Here is a 12,654-nt window from a genome sequence, read left to right on the forward strand (position 1 = left end):
CCGACCTGGCCGGCCAGATTGCCCTGGTGGCCCGGCGGCTGGACATGGGCGGCCCGGTGGTGCTCGGCGGCGGGCTGGGCATGAACGTCCCGCGGTTCCAACGATCGCTCGCGGCCGCGCTGGAACCGCACGGGATCGCAGACGTGCGCCCGCTGGACCGGGAGCCGGTCTTCGGCATCGATGTGTTGGCCGGCCTGGCCTGAGCGAGGCCGGCCCCGCACCGCCGGCCGCAGGAGCCGGCGCCTCGCCGTCGTCATAATCTGTCATGTCCCGGGCCCGCGTTTTCCTTCCCCCGCGGATCGGGCGTACAGTTCCGGGTATGACGACTCGTTGGTATGCGTATTTTGCGTTGGCTCTGGAGGGGCCTGACGTAACCGCTTAGCGCCTACGCATACCGACCTTCAGAGCCAACAGGGCAGAGATGATTCTCTGCCCTTCGCCATTTCTCCGGCGGGTTCTGTAGCGAAGTCCCGCCGCCAACAGACGGGACACCGACCATGAATTCAGCAGCCAACCAGCTCTTGGAAACCGAAGCGCCGACGCCGGTCAAGGTCGAATCGGCCACCCCGGCCTCGCCGCGCAGCACGAACAACCTGCGGGTGGGCGGCTTCAGCCCGCTGCCGTCACCCGGCGAGGTGCTGCAGGAACAGCCCCTGACCGCCGAGGCCGCCGCCGTCGTCGCCCGCGGCCGGGACGAAATCCGTGCCGTCATGGACGGGGTGGACGACCGGCTCCTGGTGATCGTCGGACCGTGCTCGATCCATGACACCGCGGCGGGCCTGGACTACGCGCGCCGCCTCGCGCAGGTGGCACGTGAGCACCGCGAAGAGCTGCTGATCGTGATGCGCACCTACTTCGAGAAGCCGCGGACCACCGTGGGCTGGAAGGGGCTGATCAACGACCCGCGGCTGGACGGCTCCCACGACATCGCCGCCGGCCTGCGGCTGGCGCGGACGTTCCTGCTGGAGGTGGCGGAGCTCGGCCTGCCGGTGGCCACGGAGTTCCTGGAACCGATCAGCCCGCAGTACCTGGCGGACCTGGTCAGCTGGGGAGCGATCGGTGCGCGCACCACCGAGAGCCAGATCCACCGCCAGTTGGTCTCCGGGCTCTCCATGCCGGTGGGTTTCAAGAACGGAACCGATGGCGGGCTCCAGGTTGCGCTCGACGCCTGCCACGCAGCGGCCGCGGCACAGGTGTTCCTGGGGATCGACGGCGAGGGGCGCGCGGCGCTGGTCTCCACCAACGGCAACCCCGACACCCACGTGATCCTGCGCGGCGGCGCGAGCGGCCCGAACTACGGAGCCCAGGAGGTGGCGGCGGCGTCCGGGGCGCTGGCGGAAGCCGGCCTGAATCCGCGGTTGATCGTGGACGCCAGCCACGCCAACAGCGGCAAGAGCCACCACCGCCAGGCCGAGGTGGCGCTGGAGATCGCCGCGCAGGTCGAAGCCGGCGGCAGCGCCATCGCCGGCCTGATGCTGGAGAGCTTCCTGGTGGGCGGGGCACAGAAACTGGAGGTGTCCCAGGACGGCGGGGGAGCGGCGCTGGTTTACGGGCAGAGTGTCACCGATGCCTGCATGGAGTGGGGCGTCACGGCGGAGGTGCTGGCCCAGCTGGCGTCGGCCGCCGGGAATCGCGCCACGAAAGCGGCCTGAGGGTAAAAGGCCGTGCTTGGTTAAAACGCTTAAGCTACAGTGTGCACTTTCACTTTTGCCACAACAGCCTCTAAAGTATCTAGGAAGACGGTTGTTGGGGCGGGGCAAGGCGGCACGCCGCCGGTGTTGCTTACAGTAAAGGAACAGTGCGTAATGGCTGACGAGAACAATTTCTCGAGTGTGCGCTTCTTGACGGTGTCGGAAGTGGCCGCGGTCATGCGCGTGTCCAAGATGACCGTTTACCGCTTGGTGCATTCGGGCGAGATGCCCGCCGTGCGCTTTGGACGTTCCTATCGGGTGCCCGAATCGGCCGTGGAGGAGTACCTGCGCGGAGCCGTGATCGACCGGGAGACCGGGACGGCCTGACGCTCCGGAGCGAGCCGGCTGCCGTCCGGCGGTCAAAGCGGGGGGTGCGGAGGCGGTACCCTGTTAAGGAACGTTTTACGTCATCGTCGAAAACCGTGAGTTGACGTGTGCCCCGCCGGGCACCGGCAGCTGACGAAACTATCAGTGAATGAGGGACTCGTGGGTTCAGTTATCAAGAAGCGCCGCAAGCGTATGGCCAAGAAGAAGCACCGTAAGCTGCTTCGCAAGACCCGTCACCAGCGCCGCAACAAGAAGTAGGACCGACAACCGGTTCCCAAGCTTCCAAGGCCCGCCAGGAAACTGGCGGGCCTTGTGCCGTTAACCGGTTTTCATCCCCGTAGGCACGTGGGTCCGGCCGTTACGCCGCCGGCCGCCGGAATCTGTTGACCCCGCGCCAGAGACCGTAGACCGCGCCGGCACCGGTGGCGGCCTTGAGGCCCAAGGTGGCCGCCCGACGGCCGCTCCTGTAGTCGTAGACCGGCCAGTTGTTCTCCCGGGCGTGCCGGCGCAGCCTGGCGTCCGGGTTGATCGCCACCGGGTTGCCCACCAGGGTCAGCAGCGGGACGTCGTTGTAGGAGTCGCTGTAGGCCCAGCAGCGCGCCAGGTCCAGGCCCTGGCGGATGGCCAACTCCTCCACCGCGATAGCCTTGGCCGGTCCGTGCAGGATGTCCCCGATGAGCCGTCCGGTGTAGGCGCCGTCTTCGGTTTCGCCCACCGTGCCCAGGGCGCCGGTCAGGCCCAGCCGGTCGGCGATGACGGCGGCCACCTCAACCGGCGTGGCCGTGACCAGCCAGACCTTGCGGCCCACCCGCAGGTGTTGGTCCGCCAGCGCCCTGGTCCCGGGCCAGATCTTGGAGGCGATGACTTCGTCGTAGACCTCGTCGCCCAGTTGTTTGACGTCGTCGCTCAGCAGGCCGGTGGCAAGGGCCAGCGCCGTGTCGCGGATGGACTGGATGTCCTTGAGGTTCTCTCCCCGCATCAGGAAGCGGGCCTGCTTGAAGCCGAAGCCGGCAGCGTCGCGCATCCGGAAGGCGCCGCTCTGGTACATCTTGCGGGCCACGTGGAACAGGCTGGCGCCGCGCATCAGGGTGTTGTCGACGTCGAAAAATGCCGCTTCCGTCCCCGGATCCGTGGAGACCGAGGCGCGCTGTGCATGGCCGGCGGCGGTCTTGGGCATGCTTCGAGTCTAACGAGGCGCCGGGGATTGTCCGTTCACCGCCACCGGCCGCTACCGTTGAAGGCATGAGTGGATCCGACACCGGCCCCGGGCACGAACTGGTGCTGCTGACCAAACCCGGCTGCCATCTGTGCCAGGCGGCACGGGAGACCGTCGGGAGCGTTGCGGGCGAGCTCGGTCTCGCCTGGGAGGAGAAGAACATCCTCGAGGACCCCGAACTCGAGCGGCGCTTCGCCGAGGAGATCCCCGTGGTCATGATCGACGGCGTCCAGCGGGACTTCTGGCACATCGATCCGGACCGGCTGCGACGGCTGCTCACACAGTAGCCCGGTGCGGTCCGGCCGGCGTCACAGGAGTTGGAGAGCGGCGCGGGGCAGCTTAATCTTGGGGAGACACAAGCCTGCGGTTGGACAGCCGCCGGCGGCACCCAGGACCCGGAACGGCTGGAAACGGCACGGCCGGAGCCCCGCAGCAGGCATCGGAGCGACAACAGTGACCCACCTCCCGGATACCGAGGCTGCCAAGCCATCCGGCCACGAGATCCCGCCGGCCGCGCTCGCACGCCTGACCATCTACCTCCGGGCCCTGAATTCGCTGGTGTCCGAGGGCACGGAACGCATATCGTCCGAGCAACTGGCCGAGGCCGCCGGCGTGAGCCCGCCCACCCTGCGCAAGGACCTTTCCTACCTCGGGTCGTTCGGTACCCGCGGTGTGGGCTACGACGTGCGGCTCGTCGGCCAGGAGATTGCCGCGGCCCTGGGGCTCACCCAGGACTGGAAAGTCGCGATTGTCGGCATCGGCAACCTGGGCCGGGCCCTGGCCGGCTACTCCGGATTCACCACCAAGGGGTTCGGAGTCGTGGCGCTCTTCGACGCGGATCCGCAGGTCGTGGGGTCGGAGGTCTCCGGGATGCGCGTCAGCCCGATCGGTGACTTGGAACTGATCCTGCGGCAGACCGGCGCCAACATGGCGGTCCTGGCCGTGCCGGCGGGTGCTGCCCAGGGGCTCTGCGACCGGCTCGTCGAAGCCGGCGTCACGAGCATTCTCAGCTTCGCGCCCGCGGTGCTGCAGGTTCCGCCATCCGTGCAGCTGCGGAAGGTGGACATGGCCACCGAACTGCAGATCCTGGCCTACCACGCGCAGCGGGCGCAGGCGACGGAGCACAGCTGAACACCGCGCCCCGCGGTGTTCCGGCCGCCAGGCGGCCGGAACACGCTTCCGGTCAGCGGCCGTAGACGCCGAACTTGTGCGCCTTGGTGGCCTGGAAGAACCTGTTCGACGCCGGCAGGAACAGCAGCACGATCGCCGCGATGCCCAGCAGCACCGACAAGGTGCCGAACCAGATGTTGAAGAGTCCGAACAGCGACAGCGCGGCGAACACCGCGCCGGTGATCCGGGCCCAGTTCTTGCCCGCCTTCACGCCGAAGGCCACCATCAGGTACAGCCCGACGGCGATCACCGCGGTGATGACGATGAACACTCCCGCCGTACCGCTCATCATTTCCGCCAGCTCGGCGTCGGAGAACTGGCCGCCCTGCTCGCCCAGGGCCTCGCGGACCGACGGGTCGTTGAGCACCGTCGCCATGGTGCCGTCCAGGTCCGCCAGTTCCGTCAGCATTTCGATGGCGGTCAGCACGGCGGCGGCAATGATCAGCCAGAAGGCGATGACGACTTCGCGCGGCGCCGTGGGCTTGGCGGCGGTCTGCGCCTGCCCGCCGGGGTAGCCGTACTGGCCGGGCACGGCGTTCTGGTAGCCGTACGGCTGCTGCCCGTACTGCTGGCCGTACGGGGACTGTCCCTGCTGACCCTGCCCGTACTGCTGGCCGTACGGGGACTGTCCCTGCTGGCCCTGCCCGTACGGCTGCTGTCCGTATGGCTGTCCGGGCTGCGGCGGGTTCTGCCCGTACTGTCCGTACTGCGGGGCGTTTTGCCCGTAGGGAGGCTGATCCGAGCCGGGCTGCTGGGGCGCGTTCTGGCCGTATTGCGGCAGGTTCTGCCCGTACCGGGGCTGTTCCTGGCCTCCGGGCCGGCCCTCCCCGTCACCGGGCTGGTTCGGTTCGTTTTCTGGGGTGCTCATGGCCGGTTCCTTTTCATCTCATCCACACGGGTCGCCCTCCGAGCGGCCGGCCTGCGCGCCGGCCGCAGAGGTGCTTGGCAGCTGTTAAGGCAACACTACAATGCAGGCCAGCGCCGTGTCGGTCGGCCTGAAGGATGATTTTCTTCCCGGGCGGCCCGCCGCGGCCAGACCCTACACCCGCGCGGGCGGACAGCGGGGCTTTTGGGCAAACACCGGCGGTTTGAGACACTTGTACCCATGCCCGAAGCTACCGTCCACCTGCTCCGCCACGGCGAGGTCCACAACCCCGACCGCGTGCTGTACGGCAGGCTGCCGAGCTTCAGGCTGTCGGCGCTGGGCCAGGAGATGGCCGAGTGTGCCGCCGGCTACTTTTCCGAACGCCGCGACGACGGCGCCACGATCAGCTACCTGGTGGCCTCGCCGTTGACCCGGGCCCAGGAGACCGCGGCCCCGACCGCCAAGGCGCTCAACCTCGAGATCGTCACCGACGAGCGGATCATCGAAGCCGAGAACCACTTCGAGGGGCTGGCGGACATCCGCTCGCACCTGAACCAGCCCCGGCACTGGCCGCACCTCTACAATCCCTTCCGGCCGTCCTGGGGGGAGCCGTACGCGGCGCAGGCCGCCCGGATGCGCAAGGCCATCGACGACGCCCGCCGGATAGCCGTGGAACGCGGCGGGGAGGGCGCCGAGGCGGTCCTGGTCAGCCACCAGCTCCCCATCTGGGTGACCCGGCTGGCCTCCGAGGGCAAACGGCTCTGGCATGATCCCCGCCGCCGCCAGTGCACGCTGGCCTCGGTGACTTCCCTGGAGTTCGACGGCGGCCGCCTCGCCGGGGTGCGCTACGCCGAGCCGTGCGCCCACCTGCTGCCCGGTGCGGCGAACCTGCCCGGAGCATAATAGAATTACTACGCGTTGTAGAAGTGGGACACCCCCAACCCCACGAAGAAAAGTGTGACTGTGACTGCCGATAACCCCCGTTCGTTCAATCGCCGTACCGCGTTCAAAGTCGGTGCGGGGCTGCTGGGCGCCCTCTCGCTCGCCGCCTGTTCCGTCGAGGATCCGTTGGCCCAGCAGGCCAACGCCGGCGACAACAAGAACTACATTGCCGGCGACGGTTCGGTCACCGAGTACGCGCCGGACTCGCGCGGCGAACCCGTCCAGCTGACCGCCAAGCTCTTCGACGGCACCACCGTCGATGCGGCCGACTGGGCCGGCAAGGTGACCGTCCTCAACTTCTGGTACGCCTCCTGCGCGCCCTGCCGGCTGGAAGCTCCGGACCTGCAGGCGCTGAGCGAGGAATTCGCCGACGGCGCCCGGTTCTACGGCGTCAACATCCGGGACGAGCGCCCCACGGCAGAGGCCTTCGAGCGCAACTTCGGGGTGACGTATCCCAGCTTCATGGACAAGAACGGCGACGTCCTGCTGGCGATGACCGCCTACGTGCCCCCGCAGGCCGTCCCCACCACGCTGGTGCTGGACAAGGAGGGCCGCGTCGCCGCCCGGATCCTGGGCGTGGCGGACAAGGGCACGCTCCGGGCCCTGATTAAAGACGCAGTGGCCGCCTAACAATGGGGTGGGCGACGGCCGCGCTGCCGATGACTGTGGGCGGCGCCTTCGGCGACACGGTGCTCAACGGCTCCGTGCTGCTGGCAATCCCCGTGGCCATGCTGGCCGGGCTTGTCTCCTTCCTGTCCCCGTGCGTGCTGCCGCTGGTGCCCGGATACCTGGGCTACGTCACCGGCCTGACCGGCGTGGACCTTGAACGCCAGCGCCGCGGCCGGATGTTCGCCGGCATCGGCTTGTTCGTGTTGGGCTTTTCCATCGTCTTCGTGATCATCGGGGCGATCTTCGGCCAGCTCGGAGCCTGGCTGAAGGGAAGCGAAGCCGGCTGGGTCACCCAGGTGCTGGGCGTCGTCGTCGTCGCCATGGGCATCATCTTCATGGGCGGGCTGTCCTACTTCCAGCGGGACCGCAAGATCCAGTCGCGGCCGCCGGCCGGGCTGTGGGGGGCACCGGTCCTCGGCATGACGTTCGGCCTGGGCTGGGCGCCCTGCATCGGCCCCACCTTCTCGGCCGTGCAGGCGCTGGCCTACTCGGGCGGCGCCGACGCGGCCAAGGGTGCGTTCCTGGCCTTCGTGTACTGCCTGGGGCTGGGGGTTCCGTTCCTGCTGATCGCGCTCGGCGTGCGGCGGGGGATGGGCGCCATGGCGTTCTTCCGCCGGCACCGGTTGTTCCTGCAGCGGGCCGGCGGCGCCATGCTGGTGGTTTTGGGCCTGCTGATGGCCAGCGGGCTGTGGGGAGACTGGGTGACGCAATTGCAGGACTGGTTTGCAAATGAAGTGAGGCTCCCGATCTGATGAGTCAGACACCCGAAGGCGCTGGACGCCACGACGAAGCCGGTGCCCCCGCAGCGGCCGGACCGGGCACGGACGGCGGCGGCCCGACCATGAAGGACCGCCGGCCCGCCAACGACCGGAAACGCAACCGCGGCCGGGACGACGTTGCCGTCCCCGCGCTGGGTTTCGCCGGCATGCTGCGCTGGGCATGGACCCAGCTGACCAGCATGCGCACCGCGCTGTTCCTGCTGCTGCTGCTGGCCGTGGCCGCGGTGCCCGGCTCGCTGTTCCCGCAGCGCCCTGCCAACCCCGCCGTCGTGACCCAGTACATTGCGGACAACCCCGAGGTCGGGCCGTGGCTGGACCGCTTCCAGCTCTTCGACGTCTACTCCTCGGTGTGGTTCTCCGCCATCTACCTGCTGCTCTTCCTGTCGCTGATCGGCTGCGTCATCCCGCGCGCCATCCAGCACTACAAGGCCATGCGGTCGCAGCCGCCCAGGACTCCCCGCCGGTTGTCCCGGCTGCCCGAGTACGGGTCCATGGCGGTCCCCGCGGACGCCGGCGTTTCCGCGCGCTCTGCCGTCGAGGACGCCGCCCGCCTGCTGAAGCGCCGCGGCTACCGGGTGGATGTGCGCGACGCGGACACCGACCGGCCCTCCGTGGGAGCGGAGCGCGGCTTCGCCAAGGAAATCGGCAACCTGGTCTTCCACACCTCGCTGATCGGCGTGCTGGTGTCGGTCGCCGTCGGCGGGCAGTTCGGCTACACCGGCCAGCGGATCCTGGTCGAGGGCGAAACGTTCGTGAATTCGCTCATCGGCTACGACAACTTCAATCCGGGAACCGGGTTCACCGAGGACCGGCTGGAGCCGTTCTCCATGCGCCTCGACGAGTTCGATGTGGTCTTCGACCGGGAATCACCGACCCACTACGGCCAGCCGCTCGACTTCACCGCCACGCTGACCGTGCGCGCCGAGCCGGGGGCGCCCGAGGAACAGCAGGTGCTGAAAATCAACCACCCGCTGACCCTCGGCGGAACCAACGTGTACCTCATGGGCAACGGCTACGCGCCGGTCGTGACCGTCCGGGACGGCGAGGGCAACATCGCCCACCAGGGCCCCGTCATCGCCATCCCTAACGACGGCGCCTACACCTCCACGCTGGTGATCAAGGCGCCGGACGCGCAGCCGGAACAGCTGGGCTTCGTGGGGTTCTTCCTGCCGACCGCGATGGAGGGCGAAGACGGGGTGGCCTACGGCAGCGACCCCGATCCCATGAACCCGCGGCTGTACCTGAACTCCTACTACGGGGACCTGGGCCTGGACAACGGCGACCCCAAGAACGTCTACGTCCTGGACACCACCGAGCTGACCGTCCTCAACGACCGCAACCAGGAGGACGGGGGCATCGAACTCGCCGCCTACGAAACGGCGGAACTGCCCAACGGGATGGGCAGCGTCACGTTCGACGGCCTCGTCCGCTATGCGGCGCTGGACATCCACCATGATCCCGGCAAGGTCGGCGCCCTCGTGTTCTCCTCGCTGGCCCTTGCCGGCCTGGGCGCCTCCCTGTTCATCGGCCGCCGCCGCGTCTGGGTGCGGGCCGGCACCCACGAGGACGGCCGCACCATGGTCGAATGGGGCCTGCTGGCCCGCGGCGAGGACCACCGGCTGGCCCCGGAAGCGGCCGCCATCAGCAAACTCCTCCGCACCCAGTGGCTGACGGATGCCGCCCCCGGGGCGCACAATAGCAAGAGCGCCGCCGGCGTTGACAACCACTAAGGACATCTCTTCCCATGCCCACGATTGACCAGACCATGGCCCAGTACAGCGAGCTGTTCATCCTGCTCGGTGCGATGGCCTTCACCGTCGCCTTCATCGCCTTTTGCTGGGACCTGGTGACATCCAGCAAGACCATCAAGGCGGTGGAAGACAGGCTGGCTGCCGGGCACGACGCGGCCGAGCAGGGCGTGCTCGTCGGTGCCGCCGGTGCGGCGTCGACAGCTGCGGGCGGGAGGGCAGCCGGCGCGGGCACCGGCGTCGAGATGGCCGCCGACTCGATGAACTACGGCAAGGAACGCCGTGCCGCCGCCCGGATCGGCGTGGCCCTGAGCGTGCTGGCCACCGTCATCCTGGCCGCCGGCGTGGTGGCCCGGGGCCTGGCCGCCCACCGCGTGCCGTGGGGCAACATGTACGAGTTCTGCACCACGGGTGCGCTGATGGTGGCAGTGGTCTACCTGATTGCGCTGACCCGCAAGGACCTTCGCTTCCTCGGCTCGTTCGTGATCGGCCTTGTGGTCATCATGCTGATCGCCGCGTCCATCGGTTTCCCGACGCCGGTGGCCCACCTCGTGCCCGCCCTGCAGAGCTACTGGCTGATCATCCACGTCTCGGTCGCAGTGCTCGCCTCGGCGCTGTTCACGCTGACGTTCGCCATGTCCGTGCTGCAGCTCGTGCAAGCGAAACGCGAGGCCCGCGGCCGCGCCGGCAAGGCGGACAAGCTGGCCTTCATGCGGCTGGCTCCCTCGGCACTGACACTGGAGAACGCGGCCTACCGGCTCAACGCCGTGGGCTTCGTGTTCTGGACCTTCACGCTGGTGCTCGGCGCGATCTGGGCCGAACAGGCCTGGGGCCGCTACTGGGGGTGGGACACCAAGGAAGTGTGGACCTTCGTGATCTGGGTGGTGTACGCCGGGTACCTGCACGCCCGCGCCACCCGCGGCTGGACCGGTACCCGCGCCGCCTGGCTGTCCATCGTCGGTTACCTGTGCGTGGTCTTCAACTTCACGATCGTGAACGTCTTCTTCGCCGGCCTGCACAGCTACGCCGGGGTCTAGGACAGGCCGGCAGGATCGGCCGAAGGACCGCGGCACCGAATCAACAGAAGGACCGCTGCCCAACAGAAGGCCCGCGCCTCCGACTCAACAGAAGGCCCGCCACCCCATCGGGGCGGCGGGCCTTCTTCGGGTCCGGGGACTGGCGGGAGCCGGACGCCGGCGTCCGGTCGGCGGGCGCCTAGCGGGGACCGTTCTCCGGGTCGTCTTCGCTCAACTGGCGGTCGTCATGGGCCGCGGGCTTGTCCCCGCCGCCGTGCTTGGGGTCCTCGCGCTTCTTGAGCTCCTGCTCCTTGCGGTTCAGTTCCTCTTCACGCTGCTTGGCGCGGCGCTGCGCATCGAGCGTGCGCAGGAAGGCGATGTCATCGTCCGGGGCCACGGGGCGGGGAGCCTGCTGGGCCTGCCGTCCGCCCGACCTGGGCCGGCCCCATACGAACCACATCAGGGCTCCGATCAGGGGCACCAGGATGATCGTGAGGATCCATCCCGGTTTTGAGATACTGCGCACCTCATGCGGCCGCGACCGGATGCACTCGATGAGGGCATAGATCACCACCGCGAGGGCCAGCACCGCGAGCAGGACATAGAGACGGACCATGAATCAATTGTAGGTGAGCGTTAAGCCGGGGGCTGAGGAATTGTGGGACCGTCCGGTCGATCTCGCGCGCAGCGTAAACTTGAGGCGTGGCTTTTTGGAAATTCAGCGCCCTGCGTCTCGGCATCATGGCCGTCATCTTTGTCATCTGCCTCTTTTTGAGGCTGGGTGTCGTCTACTCGGCCCTCGCCGCAGCGATCATGGGCTGGTGCATCACCTACCTGTTCTTCCGCAAGATGAGGGACGAAGCGGGGGCGGCACTGGCGCGCCGGTTCTCCGCCGGCGCCAAGGCACCGAGGACCTCCACGGAGATTTCGGACGCGCTGGCCGAGGACGCCGCCGTCGATCAGCACGGCGAACTGAACGTGGATTCCTACCGCAGGCCCCGGGACGCCGGGCAGAAGCCGGACGGCACTCGGCCCGGGGACGGCGGCTGACCTAGCTTCAGTCCGGACGGCACCGGCCCGGGGACCGGGGCCGGCCCGGCTACCGGCGAGCCGCCACAGCGTGGGCTACCGGCGAGCCGCCATAGCGCCGGCTACCGGTCGGCGGCCGGCTACGACAGCCGGCTCAGCACCACGCCCAGCGCGAAGGCGGTGGCGAACCCGAGGTTAATCAGCCCGGTCTGCTTGAGTACCGGGATGAGGCTCTCGCGCTTCTTGCCCTTGAGCATCAGCCAGCTCGGCGTCAGGCACGCCGGCACCAGCAGCAGCACCAGCAGGATCCACGGGAAGTCGTAGACCATGATGAGCGGCAGCAGGAGCGCCACCGCGAGCATCATGACGTAGCTGACGCGCGCCGCCTCGTCGCCCATCCGGACGGCCAGCGTCAGTTTCCCCACCTCGCGGTCCGTCGGGATGTCGCGGACGTTGTTGGCCATCAGCAGTGCGGTGGCGATCAGGCCGGTCCCGACCGCGCCGAGGAAGGACGGCCAGCTGACCTGCAGGGCCTGCGTGTAGGTGGTCCCCATGGTGGCCACAATGCCGAAGAACAGGAACACGTACACTTCGCCCAGCCCCCGGTAGCCGTAGGGGTTGTTGCCGCCGGTGTATCCCCAGGCGGCGATCACGCAGCCCACGCCCACCAGCAGCAGCGGCCAGGTCTGCGACAGGATGATCAGCGCGAGCCCCGCCACCATGGCCAGCCCAAAGCTGGCGAACGCGGCGGCCTTCACCGCTTTCGGCTTGGCCAGCCCGGACCCGGTCAACCGCAGCGGGCCCACCCGCACGTCATCGGTGCCGCGGACGCCGTCCGAATAGTCGTTCGCGTAGTTCACGCCCACCTGGAACAGGACCGCGATGAGCGCCGCGAGGAGGGCATGCAGCGGCCGGAAGGAACCCAGGTCGTAGGCGGCCGCGCTGCCGATGATCACCGGAGCGACCGCCATCGGGAGGGTGCGGGGCCGTGCCCCTTCGAACCATTGCCCGGCTGTAGCCACTGTGGAGAGTCCTTACCTGTGGGGGTTCATGCATCGTGGGCTGCGGGCAGCCGCAGCACCGGTCTATTCTCGCCCATCGAAGCGGAGCATCCGTGCAGCCGTCGCCGCAGGAGTGGCCGATGTCACGGCGACGGCGGTTTCCCGCCACGGGAGCCGCGGTCGCGGCCGGCGGCCTCCGCC

The 12,654-nt window shown here is 68.7% G+C and carries 15 protein-coding genes and 1 pseudogene; 12 read left to right on the top strand and 4 right to left on the bottom strand.

Annotated elements, in window-relative coordinates; translation table 11 throughout:
* The 4 genes and pseudogenes from AC5RV2_RS08845 to AC5RV2_RS08860 form a co-directional block, all read left to right on the top strand.
* Positions 1-203: pseudogene (locus tag AC5RV2_RS08845) on the top strand (ATPase); the annotation flags it as partial.
* Positions 204-497: 294 nt separating this feature from the next.
* Positions 498-1,652: a 3-deoxy-7-phosphoheptulonate synthase gene (locus AC5RV2_RS08850; RefSeq protein WP_494092047.1), complete on the top strand. Its 1,155-nt coding sequence runs from the start codon at positions 498-500 to the stop codon at positions 1,650-1,652.
* 153 nt (positions 1,653-1,805) lie between these two features.
* A complete protein-coding gene (locus tag AC5RV2_RS08855; RefSeq protein ID WP_493978048.1) occupies positions 1,806-2,018 on the top strand; it encodes a helix-turn-helix domain-containing protein in 213 nt (70 codons plus the stop codon).
* Positions 2,019-2,177: 159 nt separating this feature from the next.
* Positions 2,178-2,276 carry a 30S ribosomal protein bS22 gene (locus AC5RV2_RS08860; RefSeq protein WP_003792170.1) on the top strand — a complete coding sequence of 33 codons (99 nt, stop codon included), beginning with the start codon at positions 2,178-2,180 and terminating at the stop codon, positions 2,274-2,276.
* A 100-nt stretch (positions 2,277-2,376) separates the two neighbouring features.
* Here the strand turns inward: AC5RV2_RS08860 and AC5RV2_RS08865 are convergent, their stop codons facing one another.
* On the bottom strand, positions 2,377-3,195 hold the full coding sequence (locus tag AC5RV2_RS08865; RefSeq protein WP_494000632.1) for an HAD family hydrolase: 819 nt from the start codon (positions 3,193-3,195) through the stop codon (positions 2,377-2,379).
* A gap of 65 nt (positions 3,196-3,260) precedes the next feature.
* Between AC5RV2_RS08865 and AC5RV2_RS08870 the strand changes: the two genes are divergently transcribed.
* Together AC5RV2_RS08870 and AC5RV2_RS08875 are read left to right on the top strand one after the other, a co-directional pair.
* Positions 3,261-3,521 (top strand): glutaredoxin family protein, encoded by a 261-nt coding sequence (locus AC5RV2_RS08870; RefSeq protein ID WP_494064865.1) that lies wholly within the window; start codon positions 3,261-3,263, stop codon positions 3,519-3,521.
* Positions 3,522-3,687: 166 nt separating this feature from the next.
* Positions 3,688-4,365, top strand: a complete 678-nt coding sequence (locus AC5RV2_RS08875) for a redox-sensing transcriptional repressor Rex (RefSeq protein WP_494064864.1) — start codon at positions 3,688-3,690, stop codon at positions 4,363-4,365.
* A gap of 52 nt (positions 4,366-4,417) precedes the next feature.
* Here the strand turns inward: AC5RV2_RS08875 and AC5RV2_RS08880 are convergent, their stop codons facing one another.
* A complete protein-coding gene (locus tag AC5RV2_RS08880; protein ID WP_494092048.1) occupies positions 4,418-5,272 on the bottom strand; it encodes a hypothetical protein in 855 nt (284 codons plus the stop codon).
* Positions 5,273-5,509: 237 nt separating this feature from the next.
* On the opposite strand from AC5RV2_RS08880, the gene AC5RV2_RS08885 reads away from it, so the two are divergent.
* From AC5RV2_RS08885 to ccsB, 5 genes are all read left to right on the top strand, one after another.
* Complete coding sequence (locus tag AC5RV2_RS08885; protein ID WP_494092049.1) at positions 5,510-6,172, top strand: histidine phosphatase family protein; 663 nt, start codon at positions 5,510-5,512, stop codon at positions 6,170-6,172.
* A 54-nt stretch (positions 6,173-6,226) separates the two neighbouring features.
* Positions 6,227-6,841, top strand: a complete 615-nt coding sequence (locus AC5RV2_RS08890; protein WP_494092050.1) for a TlpA family protein disulfide reductase — start codon at positions 6,227-6,229, stop codon at positions 6,839-6,841.
* A gap of 2 nt (positions 6,842-6,843) precedes the next feature.
* Positions 6,844-7,632, top strand: a complete 789-nt coding sequence (locus tag AC5RV2_RS08895) for a cytochrome c biogenesis CcdA family protein (protein WP_494000626.1) — start codon at positions 6,844-6,846, stop codon at positions 7,630-7,632.
* 89 nt (positions 7,633-7,721) lie between these two features.
* Positions 7,722-9,389 carry a cytochrome c biogenesis protein ResB gene (resB, locus tag AC5RV2_RS08900; RefSeq protein ID WP_494092054.1) on the top strand — a complete coding sequence of 556 codons (1,668 nt, stop codon included), beginning with the start codon at positions 7,722-7,724 and terminating at the stop codon, positions 9,387-9,389.
* Positions 9,390-9,403: 14 nt separating this feature from the next.
* Positions 9,404-10,444, top strand: coding sequence for a c-type cytochrome biogenesis protein CcsB (gene ccsB, locus AC5RV2_RS08905; RefSeq protein ID WP_494092051.1), 1,041 nt, complete (start codon positions 9,404-9,406; stop codon positions 10,442-10,444).
* 178 nt (positions 10,445-10,622) lie between these two features.
* Here ccsB and AC5RV2_RS08910 read toward each other — a convergent pair whose 3' ends face one another.
* Positions 10,623-11,039: a PLD nuclease N-terminal domain-containing protein gene (locus tag AC5RV2_RS08910; protein WP_494092052.1), complete on the bottom strand. Its 417-nt coding sequence runs from the start codon at positions 11,037-11,039 to the stop codon at positions 10,623-10,625.
* 86 nt (positions 11,040-11,125) lie between these two features.
* Here AC5RV2_RS08910 and AC5RV2_RS08915 point away from each other — a divergent pair, with 86 nt between their 5' ends.
* Complete coding sequence (locus AC5RV2_RS08915; protein ID WP_494092053.1) at positions 11,126-11,473, top strand: DUF4229 domain-containing protein; 348 nt, start codon at positions 11,126-11,128, stop codon at positions 11,471-11,473.
* Positions 11,474-11,592: 119 nt separating this feature from the next.
* On the opposite strand, the gene AC5RV2_RS08920 is transcribed toward AC5RV2_RS08915, so the two are convergent.
* Positions 11,593-12,474: a 1,4-dihydroxy-2-naphthoate polyprenyltransferase gene (locus AC5RV2_RS08920; protein ID WP_494064857.1), complete on the bottom strand. Its 882-nt coding sequence runs from the start codon at positions 12,472-12,474 to the stop codon at positions 11,593-11,595.
* Between the last annotated feature and the right edge of the window lie 180 nt (positions 12,475-12,654).

Source organism: Arthrobacter sp. Y3225116 (assembly GCF_059091245.1).